At 71.9% G+C, this 23,863-nt stretch carries 22 protein-coding genes; 15 read left to right on the plus strand and 7 right to left on the minus strand.

Annotated features, from left to right (window positions below; genetic code table 11):
* The first annotated feature begins 7 nt into the window (after positions 1-7).
* Together BDK92_RS07465 and BDK92_RS07470 are read left to right on the plus strand one after the other, a co-directional pair.
* Positions 8-496, plus strand: a complete 489-nt coding sequence (locus BDK92_RS07465) for a glutathione peroxidase (protein ID WP_121155846.1) — start codon at positions 8-10, stop codon at positions 494-496.
* Between the two features lie 180 nt (positions 497-676).
* Positions 677-1,492: an alpha/beta fold hydrolase gene (locus BDK92_RS07470; protein ID WP_121155848.1), complete on the plus strand. Its 816-nt coding sequence runs from the start codon at positions 677-679 to the stop codon at positions 1,490-1,492.
* Here BDK92_RS07470 and BDK92_RS07475 read toward each other — a convergent pair.
* Positions 1,477-2,457 (minus strand): helix-turn-helix transcriptional regulator, encoded by a 981-nt coding sequence (locus BDK92_RS07475; protein WP_121155850.1) that lies wholly within the window; start codon positions 2,455-2,457, stop codon positions 1,477-1,479. The genes BDK92_RS07470 and BDK92_RS07475 overlap by 16 nt on opposite strands.
* 64 nt (positions 2,458-2,521) lie before the next feature.
* On the opposite strand from BDK92_RS07475, the gene BDK92_RS07480 reads away from it, so the two are divergent.
* From BDK92_RS07480 to BDK92_RS07520, 9 genes are all read left to right on the plus strand, one after another.
* Positions 2,522-2,971, plus strand: a complete 450-nt coding sequence (locus BDK92_RS07480) for a hypothetical protein (RefSeq protein ID WP_121155852.1) — start codon at positions 2,522-2,524, stop codon at positions 2,969-2,971.
* 431 nt (positions 2,972-3,402) lie between these two features.
* Entirely contained in the window at positions 3,403-4,152 is a 750-nt protein-coding gene (locus BDK92_RS07485) for a Crp/Fnr family transcriptional regulator (protein ID WP_121155854.1), read from the plus strand.
* A gap of 74 nt (positions 4,153-4,226) precedes the next feature.
* A complete protein-coding gene (locus BDK92_RS07490) occupies positions 4,227-4,820 on the plus strand; it encodes a Pycsar system effector family protein (protein WP_121155856.1) in 594 nt (197 codons plus the stop codon).
* A 75-nt stretch (positions 4,821-4,895) separates the two neighbouring features.
* A complete protein-coding gene (locus tag BDK92_RS07495) occupies positions 4,896-5,618 on the plus strand; it encodes a Crp/Fnr family transcriptional regulator (protein ID WP_121155858.1) in 723 nt (240 codons plus the stop codon).
* Positions 5,619-5,688: 70 nt separating this feature from the next.
* Positions 5,689-6,498 (plus strand): nucleotidyl cyclase domain-containing protein, encoded by an 810-nt coding sequence (locus tag BDK92_RS07500; RefSeq protein WP_121155860.1) that lies wholly within the window; start codon positions 5,689-5,691, stop codon positions 6,496-6,498.
* On the plus strand, positions 6,495-8,858 hold the full coding sequence (locus tag BDK92_RS07505) for a hypothetical protein (RefSeq protein WP_121155862.1): 2,364 nt from the start codon (positions 6,495-6,497) through the stop codon (positions 8,856-8,858). Before BDK92_RS07500 ends, BDK92_RS07505 begins: the two co-directional genes overlap by 4 nt.
* 108 nt (positions 8,859-8,966) lie before the next feature.
* Positions 8,967-9,836 carry a hypothetical protein gene (locus BDK92_RS07510; protein WP_121155864.1) on the plus strand — a complete coding sequence of 290 codons (870 nt, stop codon included), beginning with the start codon at positions 8,967-8,969 and terminating at the stop codon, positions 9,834-9,836.
* Positions 9,833-11,116, plus strand: a complete 1,284-nt coding sequence (locus BDK92_RS40755; protein WP_281278615.1) for an OmpA family protein — start codon at positions 9,833-9,835, stop codon at positions 11,114-11,116. Before BDK92_RS07510 ends, BDK92_RS40755 begins: the two co-directional genes overlap by 4 nt.
* A 3-nt stretch (positions 11,117-11,119) precedes the next feature.
* Entirely contained in the window at positions 11,120-12,571 is a 1,452-nt protein-coding gene (locus BDK92_RS07520; protein WP_121155866.1) for a hypothetical protein, read from the plus strand.
* 13 nt (positions 12,572-12,584) lie between these two features.
* Here the strand turns inward: BDK92_RS07520 and BDK92_RS07525 are convergent, their stop codons facing one another.
* A complete protein-coding gene (locus tag BDK92_RS07525) occupies positions 12,585-13,421 on the minus strand; it encodes an alpha/beta fold hydrolase (RefSeq protein WP_121155868.1) in 837 nt (278 codons plus the stop codon).
* Between the two features lie 189 nt (positions 13,422-13,610).
* Between BDK92_RS07525 and BDK92_RS07530 the strand changes: the two genes are divergently transcribed.
* Both BDK92_RS07530 and BDK92_RS07535 read left to right on the plus strand, forming a co-directional pair.
* The gene (locus BDK92_RS07530; protein ID WP_121155870.1) at positions 13,611-14,546 is read left to right on the plus strand and encodes a DUF4397 domain-containing protein; all 936 of its coding nucleotides are present in this window, start codon (positions 13,611-13,613) and stop codon (positions 14,544-14,546) included.
* A gap of 125 nt (positions 14,547-14,671) precedes the next feature.
* Positions 14,672-15,334 (plus strand): class F sortase, encoded by a 663-nt coding sequence (locus BDK92_RS07535; RefSeq protein WP_246016878.1) that lies wholly within the window; start codon positions 14,672-14,674, stop codon positions 15,332-15,334.
* Positions 15,335-15,408: 74 nt separating this feature from the next.
* Here the strand turns inward: BDK92_RS07535 and BDK92_RS07540 are convergent, their stop codons facing one another.
* The 4 genes from BDK92_RS07540 to BDK92_RS07555 form a co-directional block, all read right to left on the minus strand.
* A complete protein-coding gene (locus BDK92_RS07540) occupies positions 15,409-15,759 on the minus strand; it encodes a DUF2203 domain-containing protein (RefSeq protein ID WP_121155872.1) in 351 nt (116 codons plus the stop codon).
* A gap of 54 nt (positions 15,760-15,813) precedes the next feature.
* Positions 15,814-16,632 (minus strand): pyrroline-5-carboxylate reductase, encoded by an 819-nt coding sequence (proC, locus tag BDK92_RS07545; RefSeq protein WP_121155874.1) that lies wholly within the window; start codon positions 16,630-16,632, stop codon positions 15,814-15,816.
* Between the two features lie 171 nt (positions 16,633-16,803).
* Complete coding sequence (locus BDK92_RS07550; RefSeq protein ID WP_121161781.1) at positions 16,804-17,832, minus strand: 6-phosphofructokinase; 1,029 nt, start codon at positions 17,830-17,832, stop codon at positions 16,804-16,806.
* Positions 17,833-18,077: 245 nt separating this feature from the next.
* On the minus strand, positions 18,078-18,572 hold the full coding sequence (locus tag BDK92_RS07555) for a polyadenylate-specific 3'-exoribonuclease AS (RefSeq protein WP_121155875.1): 495 nt from the start codon (positions 18,570-18,572) through the stop codon (positions 18,078-18,080).
* Positions 18,573-18,966: 394 nt separating this feature from the next.
* Between BDK92_RS07555 and BDK92_RS07560 the strand changes: the two genes are divergently transcribed.
* Positions 18,967-19,659 (plus strand): Crp/Fnr family transcriptional regulator, encoded by a 693-nt coding sequence (locus BDK92_RS07560; protein WP_121155877.1) that lies wholly within the window; start codon positions 18,967-18,969, stop codon positions 19,657-19,659.
* 129 nt (positions 19,660-19,788) lie between these two features.
* On the opposite strand, the gene BDK92_RS07565 is transcribed toward BDK92_RS07560, so the two are convergent.
* Positions 19,789-19,986 (minus strand): hypothetical protein, encoded by a 198-nt coding sequence (locus BDK92_RS07565; RefSeq protein WP_121155879.1) that lies wholly within the window; start codon positions 19,984-19,986, stop codon positions 19,789-19,791.
* Positions 19,987-20,289: 303 nt separating this feature from the next.
* Here BDK92_RS07565 and BDK92_RS07570 point away from each other — a divergent pair, with 303 nt between their 5' ends.
* Positions 20,290-23,862, plus strand: coding sequence for an ATP-binding protein (locus BDK92_RS07570; protein WP_121155881.1), 3,573 nt, complete (start codon positions 20,290-20,292; stop codon positions 23,860-23,862).
* The last annotated feature ends 1 nt before the right edge of the window (position 23,863 follow it).

The following is a 23,863-nucleotide window of genomic DNA, read 5'->3' on the forward strand; positions in this document are numbered from 1 at the left end:
TCGGGCCATGACGATCTTCGACATCGAACTCGCCGCGCTCGGCGGCGGCCCGGCCCGACTCGACCAGCACCGGGGCAACGCCGTACTGGTGGTCAACGTGGCCTCGAAGTGTGGAAACACCCCGCAGTACGCCGGGCTCCAGGCCCTCCAGGAGAGCTACGGCGAGCGGGGGCTGGTGGTGCTCGGCGTACCGAGCAACCAGTTCGCCGGCCAGGAACCCGGCACGGACGCCGAGATCGCCGAGTTCTGCCAGGTCAACTACGGGGTCACCTTCCCGTTGACGGAGAAGATCGAGGTGAACGGTCCCGGCCGGCACCCGCTCTACGCCGAGCTGGTCGACGCCGCCGACGCGGAGGGCTACACCGGCGACGTCCGCTGGAACTTCGAGAAGTTCCTGGTCGCACCGGACGGCACGGTCGCGGCCCGGTTCAACCCGAAGACCGCGCCGGAGTCGGCCGAGCTGACCGCCGCGATCGAGAAGATCCTGCCCCGCTAGCGCCGATCCGCACCCGCCGGCCGGCGCCGTGTCCTGCCACCGACACCGGGATCGAACCGGCGGGTGATCGCGGTGCTCACGTACCTCAAGGGCAACCTCGGTTGACGGGCGTCTCGACGATCGTTGCGCTGCTCGCGGAATCCTCCCGGTCGTGGCGCTCCGGCATGCTTTGATCACGGCATGAGCCTGGTCGCGGAAGCCCATGGGTCGGGCCTGCCGATGCTGTGTCTGCCGGGATTCAGTCTGGCCCGCTCGGCGATGGTCGCGGCGATGGAGCCGGCGGTCACCGCGAGTTCGGCACTGCGCCGGATCTACCTCGACCTGCCGGGCACGGGCCAGTCCCCGGGTGGCCCGGCGGACTCGGACGGCGTGGTCGACTGGGTCGGTGATTTTGTCGACCGGGAGATCGGGTCCGAGCCGTTCCTGATCGCCGGCTGGTCCTACGGCGGGTACCTGGCGGCGGCGCTCGCCCGGCGGCGACCGGAGCAGGTCGCCGGCCTGCTGCTGATCTGCCACGGCACCCGGATCCTCCGAACGGACCGGGACGTGCCGACGGCGCCGGTGGTGCCCGAGGACGCCGAATGGCTCGCCGACGTCCCACCGGACCTGCGTGCCCACCTCTCTGTCGCGCTGGGTAACCGGACCCTGGAGGCGGCCGGGCGGGTGGCGACGGTGCTGGTCGCCGCCGGAACCGGCGACGAGGAATACCTGGAACGGTTGCGGGAGAACGGTTACCAGCTCTCCGACGAGGGCTCCACCATGGTCTACCCCGGGCCGACCAGCATCATCGCCGGCCGGCACGACTACATCGCCGGTTACGCCGACCAGTTCCGCGCCCTGGCCAGCTATCCCTCGGGCAGCTATGCCGCGCTCGCCGAGGCGGGGCACTACCTGCCGTTCGAACAGCCGGAGGCGTTCCGCGGCCTCACCCTCGACTGGCTCGCCCGCTGCACGGCCGCGCTCGGCGTCGCGCCGCTCGACTACCCCGCCGGGTAGTGGACGGCCATCCCGCGTACGGTCTCGCCGATCCGCGCGACCAGTTCCGGCGGGGCCAGCACCTGGCCGTGCGCGCCCAGCCTGAGCAGGTCGGTCGCGGCGTGCTCGATCGACTCGATGGGCAGCACCGCCTGGCGCCAGCCGTCCCCGTCGGCCGGTCCGAGACTCTCCGTGGCGAGCCGGCCGGTTTCGGCCCCGAACAGGTCGGGCAGGATCCGGATGCCCTGCGGGGAGAGGCGGACCAGGCAGGTCGTACTCCGCGCGGTCCGCTCGTACCGTTCGACGTGTGACCGCCAGAACCCGGCGAGGTCGAAACCGTCGGGACGGCTGCTGGTCTCGGCCAGGGTGGTCAGCTCGATGATGCTCGCCACCCGGTAGGTGCGGACCTCGCCGTCCCTGCCGGCGACCAGGTACCAGACACCGGCCTTGAGTACGAGCCCCAGCGGGTGCAGTCGGCGGGTGACCGTTCCGGGACGGGGTGCCCAGCGGCGGTATCCGATGTCGATGACCTTCTCCTGCCATACCGCCTCCGCGACCGCGAGGAGGTGGGGCACCATCTCGGGCTCGCGGAACCAGCCGGGTGCGTCGAGGTGGAACCGCTGCCGGATGTGCAGTGACGCGTCCCGGTACGGGGTCGGCAGTGCCGCCATGAGCTTCAGTTCGGCGGCGGCCAGTTGGGCGCCCAACCCCAGTTCGGCGGCGGGCTGCGGCATGCCGGTCAGGAACAGGGAGCCGGCCTCGTCGGCGGTGAGCCCGGTCAGCCGGGTGCGGTAGCCGTCCATCAACCGGTAACCGCCGGCCGGCCCCTGTTCGGCGTAGATCGGCACACCGGCGGCAGCCAACGCCTCCACGTCGCGGTAGATGGTCCGCATGGTCACGCCCAGCTCGGTGGCGAGTTGGGCGGCGCTCATCAGGCCGCGGTTCTGGAGCAGCAGGAGCAGGGAGAGCAGACGACTGGCGCGCATGGGCGGAAACCTAGACCGGAACCACTGACAGCAGATGTCAGGTACGGGCCACAGAATCGGCTCCATGAACGACTTCGCATTTCTCGTCGGCTCGTGGACCATCGTCAACCGCCAGCTGAAAACCCTCTTCGTCGGCTCCACCGACTGGCACGTCTACCCCTCCACCAGCACCTGCCAGCCCATCCTGGACGGCATCGGCAACATGGAGGAGATCGTCTTTCCGGATACCGGTAGCCGGGGCATGACCCTGCGCCTGTTCGACACCGACCGGAAGCAGTGGTCGCTGTACTGGGCGAACAGCCGTACCGGCGTGCTCTACCCGCCTGTGGTCGGCACCTTCACCGACGGCCGGGGCGACTTCTACGGCGACGACACGCACGACGGGAAGCCGATCAGGGCGCACTTCATCTGGTCGGAGATCACCCCCACCTCGGCACGCTGGGAGCAGGAGTTCTCCCTCGACGAGGGCCTGACCTGGGAAACCAACTGGGTCATGGAGTTCACCCGCGCATAGCCGTACGGCCAGGGACATCGAGCTGCCGACCGGGCGGGACGACCGGGCGACCCGAGCCGGTCGGCAGCACCATCAGCCCACCCGCCGCGACCGGGTACGGGTCGCGCGCGAACGGGAGGCCGGGACAAACGCCCGGAACAGCCAGGTCAGGTGATCCGTACGACCGTACGGCGCTGCCGTTCTTTGCGGTCGGCCCACATTGGTCGGCGCCAACGCGGTCGATTGTCGCCCCGGTCACCGCCACCTGACCTGGCCCGAAGTCATTCAGCGATTCCTCGAACCGGTCGGCGGATGACCAACTGTTAGCGACTCGCTACAAAGGGAGAGCGTCAGTACGGCAACCGCCGCTGACGGATCCACCCGTCGCCCGGCTGAACCCCTCCGCGGCTGGTGGCTCCGTCGCCGGCCCGGCTGAGAGGAATCCGGTACGGATGAGTCCACCCGCTGAACCGGCCCCACCGCTCGACTCCCCACTCCCCGACCCGTCCGGCCCGCTACCGAACACCTTCCTGGCGCAGCTGCCCGCGCCGGCCCGCGCCGCACTGCTCAGCATCGGTACACCGCAGCGCTATCCGGCCGGGGCGCCGCTGTTCCACCAGGGCGACCCCTCGCAGCACGTGGTGATCATCGAGTCGGGTTGGGTCAAGGTCACCTCGATCTCCCGGCTGGGCTGGGAGGCGTTGCTGGCCATCCGTGGTGCCGGCGACATCCTCGGCGAGCTGTCCGCGGTGGACGGCCGGCCCCGGCTCGCCACGGTCCGCGGCCTGACCCCGGTGGAGACGACCGTGATCGCCGCCGACCGGCTCCGGCGCTGCCTGCTCGAACAGCCGGAGATCACGCTCTCGTTGCTGCGTCACCTCGCCGCCAGCCTGCGTGAGGCGGACGGCCGCCGGGCCGAGTACGGCGCGAGCAACGGCGACAGCCGGCTGGCCGGGCTGCTGCTGGAGCTGGTGTCCCGCCACGGTGTGCGTACCGCCGAAGGGGTGGTGATCGACCTGCCCCTGACCCAGCAGGACCTGGCCGCCTCGGTCGGCGCCTCCCGCGAGGTGGTGGCCCGGACCCTGCGGATACTGCGGGACCGGGAGATCGTACTCACCCGTCGGCGCCAGATCATCGTGGTCCGACCCGAACTCCTCCGCTCACTGGCCCGCTCTGTGTCAATCCCTACAGACGCTCCGTGACGATCGACGCGGCACCGCCGATCGACACGGGCCACTCTGGACCGGCAGGAATCCGCTGTTGGCGAGGGAGCGTCATGAACAGAGTCCGACCGTACGAGGCACCGACCCGTTCGCCGTACGCCCGCAACGCCGGCACCCCACGCCCGGTCGCCCACCGGTTGCGACGCCGGCCGGGCGACGATTCGTACTCACCCGCCGTCCGGCTCGCGGAACGTCTCATCGCCGAGACCCGCGACGAGGTACGCCGGGCGGACGAAAAGGCGACACACTGGCTGAGCGTGCTCGGCGGGGCGGCACTGGCCCTGGTGACCGCGTTGACCGGACAGTCGTGGCTGCCCTCGGATCTGCGCGGTGCCGACCGTTGGACCTGGTGGACGGGTTGCCTCTGCGCGGCGCTCGCCACCCTGGCACTTGTCCTGGCGCTGGTGCCGAGGACCGGTGGCGACGAGAACATCCAGCAGGTCGGCTACTTCGGACACGTCCACCAACTCGGTGACCCGACGGTGGTCCGGCTCTGTCTGGAGCGCGCCGCGCGCGACAGCATGCCGGGGCTGGTCGGGGAACTGTGCTGGATCAGCCGACTCGCGATGACGAAGTACCGCTACACGCGACTGGGGACAGGGCTGTCCGCACTCGCCGCCGGGCTGATCTCCACCAGCCTGTTGTAGGCACCACAGCGCGCCGTACCGACGCCGGACCATCCAATTGGTCAACGCTGATGGCTTCGACCCCGGGGAGAAGCAATGAACGACGTCGACAGTCAGCACCGGCCGGCCCAGAACCGCTGGCCGGCGAGCACTTTCGCCGGCCGTCTCGGCCCTGGCGAGCACGACGCACTGATGCGCCTGGGCAGGCGTACGGATTTTGTCGACGGGCAGTACCTGCTGCGTCAGGGCGAGCGGAGCCGGCACCTGCTCCTGCTGCTCAGCGGACGGGTCAAGATCATGGTCACCAGTCCTGACGAGCACCTGCACCGCATCGGTTCCCGTTCACCCGGCGACCTCATCGGCGAGATGTCCTATCTGGACGGGCGTCCGCGCTCCGCCTCGGTGGTGGGCATGGGATCGGTGACCGCGGCGCACATCACGCACAAGGCGTTCGACCGCTTCCTGGAACACCATCCGGCCGCACACCGGCCGTTCGCCCGACTGCTGACCGACCGGCTGCGGGCCTCCGACAGCCGGCACGTCGGGTCCGCGTACGACACGGTGACCCGGATCGCCACCGCGCTCTGCCAACTCACAGCTACCGTCAGTGACCGCACTTCGGACGACATCATCATCCACACGACCCAACGCGAACTCGCCCAGATGGTCAGCGCCGCACCGGTGTCGGTCTACCGCGCCCTCCAGAAACTCGCAGCCCAGGGCTATTTGGAGACCCGCCACAAGGCGATCGTCATCCGAGACCTGGACGGTTTGGCGGACGCCGCGAAGCGGCTGCCGAAAATGCATCACCTGATGTAGATCGAGTAGCTCGGGACGAAAAGCCTCACGCACAGTGATAGCAATCCCTCTAATTGATCAAGGTGAGACGATGACCCTGGAACTCCCCCAGCCCTTCACCGCCATCTCCTCCGACGTCGTGAACTCCAGTGCCGGCGGCTATCCCCGGCACACCGATCTCGGTACGGCCGCCGAGGCGACAATCACCGCCGGCATCGAACGTTGCCGGTACGCCGGAACCTGGATCCGCAGCGGCCGGGGTGACGGCGAGCTGACCCTGGCCCCGGCGAACGTGCCGAGCGCCTGGCTGCTCACCGAGTTCGTCGACTCCCTGCGGGTGACGCTGCTCGACTACAACCGCAACAAGGACGCCGAGCACAAGCTGCGGCTACGCGTCGGCATCGACTCCGGCGACGTCCACGTGGACCAGCACGGGGTGCCGCGCGGCGGCGACGCCATTGTGGTCTCCGCGCGGCTGCGCGACTCCACCGCCGCCCGGGAGGCGCTCGCCGCCATCCCCTCCGCCCCGCTGGTAGTCGTCCTCTCCGACCGGACCTACCAGCGGGCCGTACCGTACGGCGCGCTCGGGCTGGAGGAACGACAGTTCCGGCGGGTCCTGGCGCGGGTGCAGGGCAAGGAGTTCGCCGAGGTGTGCTGGCTCCACGTGCCCGGCCACCAACCCCCGTTCGTCACCGGCGCCCAGCACGAACCGTCGCCGCCGCCGGCCCCGGAGCCGCCGCCCGCAGCGGCCACGGCCGGCCCGTCGACGAACCCGGCACCGGGCGGCGCCCAACCCGGCTCCGCCCGTACCGGAGACGTGACCGTGCACGGAATCGCCGCCGTCGACCGCTCCATCGCCGTCAACCACGGCGGCATCCACTTCGGCGAGAACGCCCGATGAGCGCCGACGAGCCGACCGGGGCGGGCACCACCCCCGATCCCGGCCCCGAACCCGTCGCGGTGCCGGAACAGACCATGCCCGAGCAGCCGTCGGCCGGCCACTCGGACGGTCAGGTGCCGGTGGCGCCTCCACCGGCGGAGCCCCCCGACCCGGCAACCGGTGACGGCCCGAAGGCTCCGGAGCCCGGACCGGCCAGCACCGCCGCCCCTGCGGCCGGTCCCCGGCCGACCCCCGCTGACCAGGGCGGCTACCGGAACAAACTGCACGACCTGCAGAGCGGCGAGACCGCCGAGGAGGACCGGGACGGCACCGACACCAGTTGGAACGGGGCGGGCCAGCAGGCCACGGCGGAGGCCCCCGCCGATCCCCCACCCCCCTCGGTGCTCTCCCAGGGCGTGACCGCGATCGGCCCGAACGCGCAGGCGTACAACATCGTGCTCGCCGGCGAGCAGCGGATCACCGTCCTGCGCTCGCACCGGACCGAAACCTGGATCAAGGAGACGCAGGAAACGTACGTCACCGACGCCGGCTTCGAACAGAACCTGCGGGTCCTGGCCGACCATCGGCTGCTCTACCTACGGGCGCCGGTAGGCAGTGGCCGCCGCACCACGGCCGAGATGATGCTCGCCCGACTGGTGGGCAACGGTCGGGTCGCCGGGATCGAGGTCTCCCAGGACAGCGTGAGCCTGGCCGAGATCGCCGGCCAGCCGGACCTGCTCGTCGCCGACCACGGCATCGTGCTGGAACTCGTCCGGACCGGGACCGTGCGCTCGGGGACCCTGGGCACGCTGGCCACCCTGGCCCGGGACTGCCGGGCGTACGTCGTCGTCCTCGACGACCGGGCCGGCAGCCCCGACCCGTCGCTGCGGCCGTACGAGATCCTGCACACCCGGCCCGGCGCGGAGCCGGTGCTACGCCGCCACCTCACCTGGCGACTGGGACAGGCGCAGCGCTGCGTCGGCGACTGCCAACCCTGCCAGTCCCTGTGCCACCAGGACTTCGTCGACCGCTGTCTGGGCGAGGAACTGGTGCTGGAACAGCTCCGGAGCCACCCCCAGCCGGGCGAGGTGACCGAGCTCGCGATGGCGCTCGCCGAATGGAGCGGCGTCACCGAGGATCTGGAGCGGGCGCTGGGTGGGCTGCGGGCCCGGCTGCGGGCCCTCGCGGCGCAACTGCTCAAGGCCGATTCGGCGGGACCGGAGAGCGACAAGCTCCCGGCCGCGCCCCGGCGGCAGGCGTTCCAGATCGCGTACGCGGTCTTCGACGGTTTCCCCCTCGCCGACGCGTTCCGGGCCGGCGAGGTGCTGTTGCAGATCCTCTGGGCGGCCCAGTACGCCGAGGAACGACCGACCCGGGTCGTCTTCGACGGCGGCGTCGACCAGATGCTCCAGTCCGGACTCGGCGCCGTCGGGACGGACGAGCCGACCGAGGTGGCCGAACATCCGCTGCGTGCCCGCCTCTCCGATCCCCGTCTCCTGGTCGACGTGCTGGACGTGGTCTGGAACGACTTCGACGGCACCCGGCTGCCGCTGCTGCTCTGGCTCAACGAGTTGGTCCTGACCCAGCGCAACGGGGTGCCGCGCCGGGCCGCGCAGTTGGTCGGCTGGCTCGCCAGGTACGACTTCCACGAGGTCTACCGGCTGCTGTTGAGCGGTTGGGCCCGGTCCGGCAAGAGCGCGCTGCGGCAGGCCGCCGCCTGGGCGCTCGACATCGCCGCCGGGGACAGCCGGCTGCTCGGCCAGGTCCGCCAGCAGACGCACGACTGGGTACGCAGCTCCTCGCCGCGGTTGCACGACGCGGCGGCCCGCACGTACGGCACCCGGGTGGGTGCGGTGCTGCCCGAGGACGCCCTGCGTGACCTGCGCGTCCTCGCCGGGCGGGACGATCTCAACGGCAGTGCCTCGGTCGCGTTCGCGATGCGGGCGCTCTACCTGGTCGCGCCCGACCAGACCCGGGTCGCCCTGATCGAATGGAACCGCGAGGAGCTCTACCGGGTACGGGTGCACGCCGCCCGTGCGCTCACCCTGCTCGCCCGGCTGGCCGCCGACGAGCCGCACGAGGGTTGGCCCCTGCTGCTCGCCGACACGGTCGGCGTACCGGAGCAGCGGCAGGGGCTGATCGAGCTCTGGCGCAACGCCCTGATCGGACCGACCACCGCCTACCCGGCCTGGGCCATGTTCCGGAACTGGCTCTACCTGGCCGACACCGACCCCGCCATCGCCGACGAGGTCGTCTCGCTCGCCTGCCCGGTCCTCGCCGGACAGCTGGCCACCCGGGGGCGGTTCCACCTGCGCACCTGGAAGTCGGCGACGCCACCCTGCGAGACCGCGCGCCGCCTGCTCGAACTGCCCTGGGCCTGACCCGCGCCACAGCCCGACCCGCGTCCCCCGGACTGTGCGGGCCGGTCCCACCCGAACCCGGCCCGCCCGGTTTCACCTGATCTATAGGCATATCCACTGGAGGAAAACATGAGCACGCCCGCATCCGCCACGCCCCGACGCCGTGGTCTCTGGCGCCGCTTCGTCGAATGGCTGTTCGGCACCGACGAGACACCGGAGCCGCCGCGCCCCGAACCGGTCACCCCGGTCCGGTTGCGGGAGGTGAGCTACCAGCCGTCCGACTCCGACCGGGTGTTCACACCGCTCTGCCTGGGCGACGTCTTCGAGTTCCAGGTCCACGCCGACCTGGTCTGGTCCACCGACGCGATCACCTACACCGAACTCGTCGAGCAGGCGAAGGAGTACGGCCCCAGCGCCCACGACACCGTACGGGAGCGGGTCTGGCGCGTCGCCCGGACCTTCTCGCCGTACCACGCCGCCGACGCCGAGGCCGCCATCCAGCAGGAGTTGGACCAGAGCTGGTGCTACTCCCGCGACGACCAGACGATGGTCCGGTGCACGGCGAAGGTCCGGGTGCTGCCCGACCCACGGGTACGCCAGCACCTGCTCCCCGCCGCCATGCGGGAACTGGACACGGAGGCGCAGGCAACCCTGGGCCGGCTGCGCGCCGCCCGGGTGGAGGAGATCACCGAACGCTGGCGCGCCCTGCTCGACGAACTCGGTCACGGGCCGGCCGTGGTGCACGCCGCCCAACTGACCGAGCCGGCCTTCGCCGCCGTACTCCAACAGCTGACCTCCCGTCGCCGCGCATCGGCGATGGAACTGGTCGACGTGCTCCGTCAGGCGACAAAGGACCACGAGAACGTGGGGCTGTTCGAGTTCGCGAACGCGTACGACACCGCGCTCCAGGCGTTCCGCAAGGAGATGGGGCTCGAACCGGGTGCCTGGTTCAACGAGCCGGACGGCAGCCAGAACGCCGGAACGGGAGCCACCCAGTGACCGCCCGGCTGGTACGCGTGGGCACCACCGCCGCACTGCTGCTGACGCTCGGCCTCACCTCCGCCTGCGGTGCGGAGGAACTGGACTGCGACTGGATGGCGAACCGGGACCTGACCGGGGCGGGCCGGACGGTGTTCCTGGTCGACGTCTCCGGCTCCACCCGCTCGACCGGCGAGGCCCCCGACTACCCGGTCGCGTTGGACCCGTGGCTGCGGGCGGCGGTGGCCCGGGGCGACGCGGTGTCGATCGGCAGCTTCGACGGCTCGGCGACCACCGTGCGCTGGACCACCGAACGGCAACTCACCCGCTCCGACCGCAACCGACCGAGCCGTCAGGAGGACGAGGAGAAGGACGCGCCCGGTTGCCTGGACCGGCACCTGCGGGCAGCGGCGGGCACGGCGGCGCGGACCGACCGCACCGACATCCTCGGCGCCATCGGTGTCGCCGGCAAGCAGACCGGGCCGGCCGCCGGGGCACCGGACGGGGCCGCCGGCCAGGCCGGTTCGGAAGGCGGACCGGGCGGTACGGCCACCCCGGCCCGACGCACCGTCGTACTCGCCACCGACGGACTCGGCACCACCGGCTGCGCCGACCTGAGCGCGCGGCCGGCCGGTGACCCGGGCATCACCACGGCGATGGCGAGGGCCTGCCCGGGAGAGGCCGACTGGCCGAAGGAACTGGCCGGGGCGGAACTGGTGATGGTCGGCGTCGGCCAGCCGGCCCAGGGACAACCTATCCTCACCACCGCCGCGCTCGGCTGGTTGCAGCGGCACTGGGAACGGCTCTGCGCACTCACCGGCGCGGTCTCCTGCGAGATCTCGACCGCACCGGTGCCGGCGCGCACCGGAGGTGGGCCGGCCGGCCCAGGACCGGAGCCGGTGGTGACCTTCGCGGCCGGCACCAGCGCCCCGCCACCGGATCCGAAAAGGACCTTCAACCTCTCCGCCGAGGTGCTCTTCGACACCGCCTCCGACAAGGTACGGCCGGCGGGCGTGGCACAACTGCTCGCGTTGGAAATCGAACCGGGGGCGACCATCACGGTCACCGGACACACCGACTCACGCGGGGACAGGGCCTACAACCAGGATCTGTCGCAGCGCCGGGCGGAGGCGGTCGCCTCGGTGCTGCGTACCCGCCACGACGGTCAGATCAGGTCGGCCGGCGCCGGCGAGACCGACCTGCTCTGCCCCGGCGAACAGAACGCGAGCGGCGCCTGGGACCAGGAGTGCCTGCAACGCAACCGGAGGGTCCAGATCGCGATCACCAAGGGAAGTGGCTGACCGATGAGCGAGCACACGGTGAACGGCGGCCCGGCCAACGGTGCCGCCCCGAACAACACCTCCCACACCTCGACCGGCAGCGGCGGGCGGCGGTACCAGCCGGTGCCGTGCCCGCAGCAGGTGGGACTCGGCCCCACCCGATTGGCCCCGGAGACACCGGTCGCGGTTCCGCAGCCGTACGAGGTGCGGCAGCTCTCGCACGCCGAGGCCGCCCGCCTCGCCCGCGCGGCGGTGTCGGCCGACGAGACGCTCTCGGCGGCGCACCACCCGATCCGGCACGCCGGGGACGCGCTGCTCGACGCCTGGCACCGGGCCCGTTCCGCGATCCAGCGGCTGAGCGTGCTGGAGTCCGAGCAGGAGTTGCTGATCGCGGCGACGGCCAAACGTACCGTCGTCGAACGGCACGCCCGCGACGGCGCCGAGGACCGGACGGCCCGGACGAAGTGGCTGAAGCCCGGGGTGGTCTGGACCGTCATCATGCTCAGCGCCCTCTACGACACCTTTTTCTTCGCCACGTCGTTCCGGGACGCCCTGGACGCGGTGGACGACCTGTCCACCCCGGAGTTCTGGGTCTCCTTCATCCCCGGCGTCGCGATCGCGGTGGCGCTGATCCTCTCCGGCAGCTGGCTCGCGGTGCCGCTGTTCCGGCACCGCCTTCGGGCCGAACGTCGCCGCCAGCGGGGTCGACTGAACTGGCGGATCGTGCTCCGACGCACCTTCGTCGACTGGCGACCGGAGGAGCAGGAGCGCGAACCCGACGACCTGCCGTGGCCGAGCTGGCCCCTGCCGGTGGCGTTCGCCACCCTGGTGGTCTGCGTGCTGGGCCTCTGGGCCTGGCTGCGCGGCGCGGACATGCAGGACGAACTGCGGTGGCCGATGGTGGCGCTGCTGCTCCTGCTCACCCTCGCCGCGATCGCGCTCAAGGCCAGCGCGCACAACCCGTACGCGGATCGGGCCGAGGCGGTGGAACGGGAGTTGGTCGAGGTCACCGGGCGGTACCGCACCCTGGAGGCCGAAGCCCGGACCAGCCTCGGCGCGCACGGCAAGGCGTGGCAGGAGATGCACGTGGTGACCGAGGACGCGGCCGCGGCGGCCCGCCGGCCCGTGGTGCAGGCGTGGGCGGAGATCGCCGACGACCGGGCCCGGCACGGACTCACCGGGATGATCGCCCCGGACTTCGCCGCGCTCGACGAGGAGGACGTCGCGGGCTGCCAGCTCTTCGACGGACTGGGGGGTCCGCCGCTGCGGACCCGGGTGCTGCGGTACGGCCGGGAGGCCATCGCGCAGTACCACCCGGACCGGCTCGCCGAGGATCTCGACCAACAGCTCGCCCGGCTCAACGCCCAGCTCAGCACCGGGCTCGGCGAAGCGGGCAGCACCGGGAACGGCAGCGGGATCGGGAATGGCAGCAGCACCGGGAACGGCAGCGGCAGCGGGAATGGCGGAGCCGGGTAGGTCGAGAATCGGGTCAGCTGCGCGACGTCCAGGCCGGGTGGGGGACCACCCCGACCCGGTCGAGGAAGTCGCGCAGCACCCGGTGCCACCGTGACGGATCCTCGAGGTGCAGGTCGTGGCCGGCGTCCGGCAGTTCCACCAGCTCACTGCCGGGCAGCCGGTCCAGCATCCGCCGGGCCTGCTCGACCGGGACCACGCCCCGCCCGGCACGTACCACCAGGGTCGGGCAGCGGACCGCCCGCCAGTCGGCCCAGAACGGCGCGCGCGACGATTCGCGCAGTGACTCGACCATCAGCTCCGGCACGAACCGGGGCCACCACCCGTCCTCCTCCTCGGCCAGCCCGTCGGCCCAGGCCCGGCCCCGGCCACCGCCGCCGAAGAAGCGCACCGCGTCCGCGTACGACGGGAACGGGACCGGCCACCGGGCCAGCCAGTCGGCGGTCCGGCGCGGGGCCGTCGGATCCCCACCCGGCCAGGCGTCCACCATCACCAGTGCCCGGACGAGTCTCGGGTAACGCGCCGCGGTGAGCATCGCGGTGTGCCCGCCGAGCGCGTGTCCGACCAGCACCACGGGTGCGGCCCGCAGCGCGCCGAGCACGGCGGCGACGTCCGCCACGTACGCGGAGCGGGTGAGTTGCGCGGGGCGGCGCTCGCTGCGTCCGTGGCCCCGCTGGTCGAGCGCGAGCACCCGGTGGGTGCCGCCGAGCGCGGCGGCGCTCGCGTCCCACTCGCCCGAGTGACCGGCCAGGCCGTGCAGGAAGAGGACCGTCGGTTCCGGACCCGGTCGGTCCAGACAGGCTAGTCGTACGCCGTCCCGACTCAGGTTCTGCCAGTTACCGGCCACCACCATGGGCACCCCCTCGTCGGTGGGACCCCACCCACCCCGCCGAACCGAATTCTCGGCTCCCCCCGCCCCGACCAGGCAATGTCCTTAAGTAACAATTTGATTACTTGCCGTGCTGCACTTGCCTCGGAGTCTCACCAACGGGACTCTTTTGTGCGGACCGCTCCCCCGGTCCCGCCGCATCCAGGAGGCAGCATGCACATCCCCCAGCCGTTCGCCCGCGCACTCCGCCGGCTACTGGCACTCAGCTCCGCCGCCCTGCTCGGGGCCGGTCCGGGCCTGGTCACGGCAGCACCGGCGGGCGCCGCCGGAGTCGGCTACGTCCGGCTCGCGCACCTCTCCCCGGACACCCCGGCAGTCGATGTCTACCTGGGTGCGGCAACCGGTTCGGCCGAACCCCGCGTCTTCCCCGCGGTCGGCTACGGGGTGGTCTCGGGTTACCTGTCGCTCCCCGTCGGACGGTACGCGGTCGCCATGCGCCAGGCCGGCGCCCCGGCCAGCGCACCGCCGGTGCTCACCACCGAGGTCGCGGTGACCGCCGGGAACGCGTACACGGTCGCCGGGGTGGGCCGCTACGCCGACCTGGGACTGCGGGTGCTCGACGACGACCTGAGCGCGCCGGACAGCGGCTGGTCGAAGGTACGGGTGGTGCAGGCGTCCGTACGGGCACCCGTGATCGACATCGCCGCCGCCGCCGGCCCGACCATCGCCAACGGGGTCCAGTTCGCCACCACCACGCCCTACACACAGGTCCGACCCGGCTCCTGGAAACTGAGCCTGAACAGCACCGGAGGCGCACCGACCACGTCCGACGTCAGCCTCGCCGCGGGCACGGTCTACTCGCTCCTGGTGCTCGACGGGAAGCAGGGCGGGCTCACCACCGAACTGCGGGTGGACGCCAAGGGCGGATCTGTGGTCCCCGCCGGTGGTGTGGACGCCGGCGCCGGCGGTGCCCGTGCGGCGGTCGCCGGTCAGGACCCCGGTCGCCGGGTCGACACGATGGACGCGACCGAGCCCACCGACCGGGCGTACCCGTTCATCGCGGCCACCGCGGTCGGTGGGGTGCTGCTCGCGTTGCTCGCCGCGGCGACGGTGTTGCTGCTCCGGCGCCGCGCGCGGCGCACCTGGTGAACACCGCGCCGTCCACCCGCGCCGCCACGACGGTGCGGCACCGTGGACGGTGGTGGCGCCCACTGTCCGGGTCGCCCGGGGATCGCCCCCGAGCGGCCCGGCCGTCGTCCGGGGATCGCCGACGGGTGACCCGGCTGCTCCTGCTCGGGGTGAGCCTGCTGCTCGTCGGCGCGGTCAGCGGCACCGACGACGGACCTGGCCCGCGTGGCACCGGGCCCGCCAGCACCGGGCCCGCCAGCCCGGACGGTGCGTGGCACGCCGGCTGCGCCTCCGACTGCCCGCCGACCAGTCCCGTCACCACCACCCGAGGCACTGATCCGCTGCCCGGGCCCGCGCCGGCCGACTCCACCGCTGGCCCTCCCACCCGGGTACGGATCCCCCGCATCGGCGTGGACTCGTCCCTGGCGGTGCTGGGGCTGGACCGGTCCGGGCAGCTGGAGACCCCGGCCGACTACGCCCAGGCCGGCTGGTTCGGTGCCGGCCCGTCCCCCGGCGACACCGGGCCGGCCGTGATCGCCGGGCATGTCGACTCGACCACCGGTCCCGCCGTCTTCTACCGGCTGCACGAGTTGCGTGCCGGCGACCGGGTCGAGGTACGGCGCGGAACGACCTGGATACCGTTCCGCGTGGTGGCGACCAGCCGGCACGCCAAGGACGACTTCCCCACCGCCGAGGTCTACGACCCCACCCCCGGCCCGGAGCTACGCCTGATCACCTGCACCGGCAGCTTCGACCGCGCCACCCGCAACTACCACGACAACCTCGTCGTCTTCGCCGTCGCGGGGTAAGGAAGGGCCCCCTGTTATCGCATTCCGTACAGGAAGGGACCCTTCCTAACCGGAGCCACGCGGGGGTGGGAGAGTCAGACCGGACGACGGCCGGGAAAGCCGCACTCGACCCGGTGGTACCAGCGCACCTCGTCGTCCCCCTCCAGCCAGCACCAGAGCACCTGCCGGCCCTCCCGCTCACCCGCGAAGTCGAGCAGCACCGGGGCGAAACCCTTGACCTGGATGTCGTGCTCGTTGAACTCGTCGAGGATGCCGTGCAGGCGGGCCTCCAGGGCCTTGAGCTCCGGCATCCCACCTAGCGGACTGAGTCCGCCGCCGCTGAGGTCGGCCCGCAGTTCGGCCAGGTCGGCCCGGATCGAGATCAGCTCGTCGATCCGCGGACGCAGGGTGGCGACCAGGTATCTGGCCTGGGCGAGGGTGAACACAACGGACAGTATGGGGCACCGGCCGCCGTACCGGGGGCGGCCCGCTCCAGGTTCTCAGTCGCTCTGCGCGGCGATCTCCCGGGCCCGGTCCCGGGCCGCCTCCAGGGCGGCGAGCAGCGCCGCGCGTACGCCGTGCTTCTCCAACTCCCGGATCGCCGAGATGGTGGTGCCGGCGGGTGAGGTCACCGCCTCGCGCAGCTTCACCGGATGTTCACCGGAGTCGCGCAGCATCGTCGCCGAGCCGATCGCGGTCTGCACGATCAACTCGTGGGCGACCTGCCGGGGCAGCCCGAGCAGGATGCCAGCGTCGATCATCGCCTCGACCAGCAGGTAGAAGTAGGCCGGTCCGGAGCCGGAGAGCGCGGTGACCGCGTCCTGCTGCGACTCGGGCACCCGGATGGTCGCGCCGAGCGGGGTGAACATCTCCTCGGCCAGGCTCAGGTGCGCGCCGGTCGCGTACGGGCCGGCGGAGATGGCGGTCATCGCCTGGTCGACCAGGGCCGGGGTGTTCGTCATGACCCGGATCACCGGGGTGCCGTCCGGCAGCCGTTTGCCGAAGAAGCTGGTCGGCAGACCGGCGCAGAGCGAGATCACCAGCTTGTCGGACGGGACCTTCGGGCCGATCTCCTCCAGCAGCGCGGCGGCGTCCTGCGGCTTCACCGAGATCGCGAGCACGTCCGCCTCGGCGACCGCGGTGAGATTGTCGACCACCCGGATGCCGTACCGGGTGGCCAGTTCCTCGGCCCGGGTCAGGCGACGCGTGGTGGCCAGCAGTCTGCTCGCCGGCCAGCCCGCTCGGAGGAGTCCGGAGAGCATCAGCTCGCCGATCTTCCCGGTACCGATCACGGCAACGGTGTGCCCACCCGGCGCCATCCGCTTTCCCCCATCTCGTCGCACCGGCCCCGTACGGCGCCGGCTCGTCACCCGTACCGGCCGTGCCGGGACGGACATACCGGCTGGCCGCACCGATCCGGGGCGGACCCCCCGCCGGTCTGGGACCAGCTTCCCGGAGTCCGCCCCGGATCGGTTACGACACGCGCCGGACTAGCTGCCGAAGAAGACCTCGGCCTCTTCGTAACGCTCAAGTGGCACGGTCTTCAGCTCGCGGGTCGCGTCCGCCAGCGGCACCCGCACGATGTCGGTGCCCTGCATGGCGACCATCTTGCCCCAGTCGCCGTCGTTCACGGCGTCGATCGCGTGCAGGCCCAGCCGGGTGGCGAGGACCCGGTCGAACGCGGTCGGCGTGCCGCCGCGCTGGATGTGCCCGAGGACGACCGTACGGGCCTCCTTGCCGGTCTTCGTCTCGATCTCGCCGGCCAGCCACTGGCCGATGCCGCCGAGCCGGACGTGACCGAAGGAGTCGAGCTCCTGGTTGTGCAGCACCATCTGCCCGTCCAGCGGTTGCGCGCCCTCGGCCACCACGACGATCGGGGCGTACTGCTTCTGGAACCGCTTCTCGACGTACGTGGCCACCTGCTCCACGTCGAACTGCCGTTCGGGCAGGAGGATGACGTTGGCGCCACCGGCCAGGCCGGCGTGCAGCGCGATCCAGCCGGCGTGCCGCCCCATCACCTCGACGACCAGGGTGCGGTGGTGGCTCTCGGCGGTGGTGTGCAGCCGGTCGATCGCCTCCATCGCGATGTTGACCGCGGTGTCGAAGCCGAAGGTGTAGTCGGTGGCACCGAGGTCGTTGTCGATCGTCTTCGGTACGCCGACAACGTGGACACCGAGCTCGGTCAGCTTGGTGGCGACGCCGAGGGTGTCCTCGCCGCCGATCGCGACCAGCGCGTCGACCCCCTGCTCGGCCAGGTTGTCCTTGATCCGCTCAACACCGTTCTCGATCTTGAACGGGTTGGTACGGGACGAGCCGAGGATGGTCCCGCCCCGGGGCAGGATGCCCCGCACCTCGTCGATGCCGAGCGGCTTGGTCAGCCCCTCGAGCGGACCGCGCCAGCCGTCGCGGAAGCCCACAAATTCATGACCGTAAGTAGCGACACCCTTACGAACGACCGCTCGGATCACCGCGTTCAGACCCGGGCAGTCACCGCCGCCGGTGAGCACGCCGATACGCATGATCTGCTCATCCTCCAGGAGCTGCAGGTAAGCCCAATTCAGCCCCAGGAACGAAGTCACGTCAGACCATCGGCGTCATTGCCGGCCCGGGGCGGGCCGTCAATGCGCACTGTAGTCGTCACACGGGGGCCAAGCCAGCATGCCTCACAGCCGTTGGCCCAACCGTCGCCTGATCTCAACAAAGGCTTCTCCCGGGCGAGGTGATCGATCTCTGCCCGGGCCGCGACCGGCCCGACCGGTGCGGTTCAGCCCCCCATCGCCCGCCAGCGGGCCAGGTTGTGCCGGGCGTCGACCAGTGCGTCGTGCCGGGCCGACGCCGCGACCGGCAGCGACGGGCGCCCCTGGTCGTCCCAGAGTTGCCGCAGGTCCTTGGTGAACCGTGGGATCTCCCGGGGCAGCGCCGGCATCGCCCCCCAGAGCTGCGCCAGCGCCACGTGGTCGTACGCCGCGTACCAGGCCCAGAGCTCGAGCTGCTCGTCCGGGCGGCCCCGCACCGGTTCGACCAGGAACTCGTAGAGGTCGTCCCGGATCCGCTCCCGGGAACGCCAGGCCCGGTCGGCCGGGGACGGGAGCTTGTCCAGCACGTTGCGGCGCACCCAGGGCACCGCGCGGGAGTCGTCGAACTGGGTGGAGACGGCGTAGAACTCGCGGCCGTACTCGTCGACGACGCCGATCGACACCAGGTCGACGATCCGGCCGTCCTCGATGAACTCGCAGTCGTAGAAATAGCGGTAAACCATTCCCGCCATCCTCGCCCACCGGCCCGGCCGGCCCGGAGCCGGGGGCATGCCCGCCACCAGCGGCGATCTTCCGGATGCCACCGGGGCGCCACCGCGCCGCCCCCACGCGACCGGCCGGACGGCGACGAGTTCACGCCCCGTCCGGCCGGTCGCGGCACCCCGCGACCCCAACCCGCCACGCCCCCGTACAGCCCCCACCCAGCGGCGGATCTGGTGACCAGAATGCCGGCTGTCAGGACGCAGGACTGTCACAGAAGCGATTCGAGGGGTGTACAGCACGCGACAGGACCGTCATGATCTGATGTGTACCGCTACCGGACAGGTCATCCGGTGTCAGTTCATCTGGCTCTCGGGGGCGGGAGCCTTGACCGTGCAGACTGTGAGGGGTTGAGCCTTGGAGGTTCGCCTGCCGGAGCCGGGTGACGCGCTCACGGGTGTGCAGATGTTCGCCGGCCTCGAGCCGGAGGTCCGGCAGCGGGTGATCGCTGCCGCGGTGCCGCGCACCTATCGCAAGGGTCAGTTGCTGTTCGTCGAGAACGACCCCGGGGAGTCGCTCATCGTGCTGCGGCGCGGCGCGGTGGTCGTCTTCCGTACGGCACCCACCGGCGAGCGCGCCGTGCTGTCGGTGATCCGTCCGCCGGACGTCCTCGGCGAGGTCTCCCTCCTGGATGCCTCGACCCGATCCCTCTCCGCCGAGGCGATCGAGGACTGCACCGCGCTGGCGCTCTCCCGGGGCGCGTTCATGGAACTGGTCCATTCCAATCCGCGCATCCTCGACGCCGTGATGCGGTCGCTGGGCGGGCTGATCCGCCGGCTCACCGAGCAGAACGCCGACCACGTCTTCCTCGACCTGCCCGGCCGGGTGGCGAAGACCCTGGTCCGGCTCGCCGGGGAGAGCCAGGCCCCGATGATCACCATCGAGCTCAACCAGAGCCAGCTCGCGGAGATGGCCGGCGGCTCGCGCCAGAGCGTGAACCAGGCGATCGGTTCCTTCGCCAGCCGGGGCTGGCTGCGCACCGAGGGGCGCCGGATCGTGGTGACCGATGTGGGGGCGCTGCGGCGCCGGGCCGGCATGTCGGACCGCTGAGCGCTGGCATGTCGGACCGCTGAGGGCCCCTTGGGGACACTCGAGACGCAGCAATGTGGGGCTCCGCGGTCGCCGTTGGCGGACCGGGGAGCCCCACACTGGTCTCCTGCTCAGGGGCGGACCGGGAGATCAGGGGTTGGTGCTGGTCGGGCCGACCCATTCCTTCTGGTCGCCGCCGGCGCCACCGCTGCCGCCGCCCTCCTCGCCCACGATCCCCTCGGCCTGCAGCCGAGCCAGGGTCGCGGCGTCCACATCGACCATTTCACCCGCGGCGTGGTTGACGCCCTCGTCGTCAGTCCACCCCTGCGCCAGCTGGACGTACACCATCGACGTATCTCCCTAACATCGCTCGATCACTTGGCTGCCCGACTGTAGCCGGCAGTCGCTTGGGTCAGCCGGCCGAACGAGTGTCTGCTAGCCAACAGCCCGGTTCCCGACACTGGCGGGGACCGGCGATACTCGGCGTTGGCGACCAACAGGGCCACCACCGGCGCAACACGGCCAGCCTGGCGTAACCCGGCCAGCACACCGCAAGCCGGGCAGCGGCACGTACGGATCGCCCCAGTGCTCCGGCTGGAACGCTGGCCGGTGACAGCAGCCCGACCATCCCGACTGCGGTAGGAGGACACGATCTCCGCTCCGTGCGCGACGTGTGGCCGGATCGCCGCAGCCGAAGACCGCTTCTGCGGCGGCTGCGGCAACGAACTCGTACCCGCCTGTCCACACTGCGACCGGCCGCTCGCCGCCAACGCGGCGTTCTGCACCTCCTGCGGCAAACCCCGGCCGGGTGGGAGCGTGACCCGACCGGCTACGGCCGCCCAGGAGGACCGGCGCCGGGTCAGTGTCCTCTTCGTCGACCTGATCGACTTCACCCCGTACGTCGAGCGCGCCGACCCGGAGCTGGTCCGGGGCATGCAGACGAGCTTCTTCTCGGCGGCCCGCCGGGTGGTCGGCCAGTACGGCGGGGTGGTGGAGAAGTACATCGGGGACGCGGTGATGGCGTTGTTCGGGGCGCCGGTGGCGACCGAGACCGACCCGTTGCGTTGTGTCCGAGCTGGACTGGAGTTGCAGCGGGTGCTCGCCCGGTTCGCCCCGGCGGACGCCGGTGGACTCCGGTTCCGGGTCGGGGTGGCGACCGGTGAGGCACTGGTCGACGTGGCGGCGGCCCGCGACGGTGGTCAGGCGATCGTCGCCGGCGACGTGGTCAACACCGCGTCCCGGATGCAGTCGGTGGCACCACCGGGTGGGGTGCTGGTCTGTGGCAACACGTACGCGCTGACCAAGGACTCGATCCGGTACGAGGAGCAGCCGCCGGTGACGCTGCGCGGGCGCTCCTCCCCGACCGAGGTGTGGCTGGCCCTGGCCCCGGTACGACGGCAGCACCCGGACCGGGAACTCGACTCGACCCCGCTGATCGACCGCGAGCACGAACTCGGCCTGTTGGTCAACGCGCTGCACCGGTCGACTAGGGAGCGGGTCCCGCAGGTGGTCACGGTCTTCGGCCGGGCCGGGATCGGCAAGAGCCGGCTGGTCCGGGAGCTGTTCCGGCACGCGGACCGGTTGATCGACGAGCCGGTGACCTGGCGGACCGGGCGCTGCCCCCCGTTCGGCGAGAACGTCACGTTCGCCGCGCTGGCCGACATCGTCAAGTCCGAGGCCGGCATCCTCGACACCGACCCGGCGACCGTCGCGGCCCAACGCCTGGAGGCGGCGGTCGGCGAACTGGTGCCGACCGAGGGCGGAAGGGCCAGGCTGGTGGACGCGCTGCGCCCGCTGGTCGGGTTGCCGGGGCCGGCGCTGCCGGTGGAGGAGACCGAGTCGGCCTGGCGTCGGGTGCTGGTGGCGCTCGCCGCCCGCCGTCCGACGGTGCTGGTCTTCGAGGATCTGCACTGGGCCGACGAGGCGATGCTGCGATTCGTGGAGCTGCTCGGCGCCTCGGCCCGGGACGTACCGTTGCTGCTGCTCTGCACCGCCCGACCGGAGCTGGTCGACCGGGAGCCGAGTTGGGCGGCGAGCATCACCTCGTCGCTGACGATCAACCTGCCGCCGCTGCGCAACACCGGCATCGCCTCGCTCTACGCGCACATGTTCGGCCAGGCCGCGTTCTCCGCGGACATGCTCAGCCCGCTGGTCGAGGTTGCCGACGGCAACCCGCTCTACGCCTACGAGTACGTCCGGATGCTGATCGAGCAGGGCGCGCTGCGCCAGTCCGGGCGGGGGTGGTCGCTGGAGAAGCAGCACGACCTGCCGATGCCGGACAGCGTGCACGCGGTGATCGCGAACCGGGTCGACCTGCTCGACGTGAACGACCGGACCGTGCTGCTGGCGGCGTCGGTGGTCGGGATGCAGTTCTGGCCGGGCGCGGTCGCCTCGGCGCTGGGCCAGCCGGTCGAGTCGGTCGAGCGGGCGTTGCGCCGCCTGGAGCAGCGGGACTTCGTCCACGAGCAGGCCGGGTCCATCATGGCCGGCCAGCCGGAGTTCCGGTTCCGGCACGTACTGGTCCGGGACGTCTGTTACCAGCGGCTGCCGCGTACCGAGCGGGTGGCCCGGCACGAGCGGACCGCGGACTGGCTCGACGCGTTGTCCCGCAGCCGGGACACCGACCTGGCCGAGGTGCTCGCGCACCACCGCTGGGCCGCACACGAGATCGCCGGCACGCTCGGGGTGGACACCGAGCGGTACGCCCCGGCCGCCCGGGACGCGCTGCACCGGGCCGCCCGGCGGGCGTACGCCCTGCACGCCCTCGACGCGGCGGCGAACCACGCGGGCCGGGCGCTGCTGCTCGCCGGTCTCGACGACAAGCTCGACCGGTTGCAGTTGGAGTTGCTGAGCACCGAGATCTCGTTCTTCCGGGACGGTCGCGCGTTCCTCTCCGGCGGCGGCACCGAGCAGTTGACCGCGCTCGCCGACCGGCTGTACGCGATCAACGACCAGGGTTCGGCCGCCCGCGCCTGGACCCTGCTCGGGCACGCGGCCTGGCTGCGGGCCGACCGGGCGGCGGCGCTGGACTGCCTGGACCGGGCGGTGGAGTTGTTCGACGCGTTGCCGGACAGCGAGCAGAAGGCGGAGGCGTACGCCGAACTCGGCCGGTTGCACATGCTCAACCTCGAACGCGACCCGGCGCTCGCCGCCGCCGGGGCGGCGGCCGATATCGCCGAACGGCTCGGGTTGGTCGAGGCGCAGGTCAACGCCCGGATCACGGTGGCGATGACGCGCTACCAGGCGGGTGACCGGACCGGTCTGGACGAGTTGCACGCCGCCGTGCAGTTCTGCCGTACGAACAAGCTGCAGGCGCTGCCCCGGGCGATGCAGAACCTGGCCTACGCGATGTTGGAGGAGGGCGACTGGGTTCAGTCCAACGCCCTGCTCACCGCGGCGACGGCGGAGGAGGCGGACGGGCAGCCGCTGACCACCGGTTACTCCGGCGAGGCGATGCGGGCGTATTTCAACGGCGAGTTCGGCAAGCTGCTCGCCGCCGCCGACGCCTTCGTCGACACCGAGGACGGCCGGTGGGACATGCAGGTCCGGGGGCTGCGTGCGTGCCTGCGGGTGTTGCGTGGCGAGCCGGTCCCGGGCGCCCCGGACGGCGCCCAGGGCATCGCCAACCGGCCGGCTCCGCTGGGCGACGACATCGCGGAGGCGCTCGAGACCGCCCGCCGCAGCGGCTTCCACCGGTTGCACTGGACGGTGCTGGGGCCGGCCGCGCTCTGCCGCGCCCTGCAGGGTCGCAGCACGGACGCGGCGGCGCTGATCGACGAACTGGCGGACGCCTGGTCCACCGTGCCGGCACTGACCAGCGGCGAGTGGATCACCGCGGCCGCGTACGCCGCCGCGTTGACCGGCCGGGACCAGGCGGTCCGGGTCCGGGGCATGCTCGACCGGGTCACCCACCGGACGCCGTGGGCGGAGGCGGCGCTGCGGGTGGTCACCGCCGCGGTCGCCGCCGCCGACAGCGACCATGAGCGCGCCGCCCAGCTGTACGCCGCCGCGGCGGAGATCTACGCGCAGATCCCGGACGTGACCGACCGGATGCTGGCCCTGGCGTTGGCCGGCGGGGAGCTGAGCCGTTCCGGGGAACGGGCCAGCGCCCAGGTCACGCTCGCCGAGGTACGCGCCTTCGCGCTGCGTAACCAGGCCCCCGGCCTGCTCCGGTTGGGTGGCAATCCGGGCGGCGCGGGCTGGTCGCCGGTGCTGGCGTCCTAGT

Source organism: Micromonospora pisi, assembly GCF_003633685.1.
GTDB lineage: Bacteria > Actinomycetota > Actinomycetes > Mycobacteriales > Micromonosporaceae > Micromonospora_G > Micromonospora_G pisi.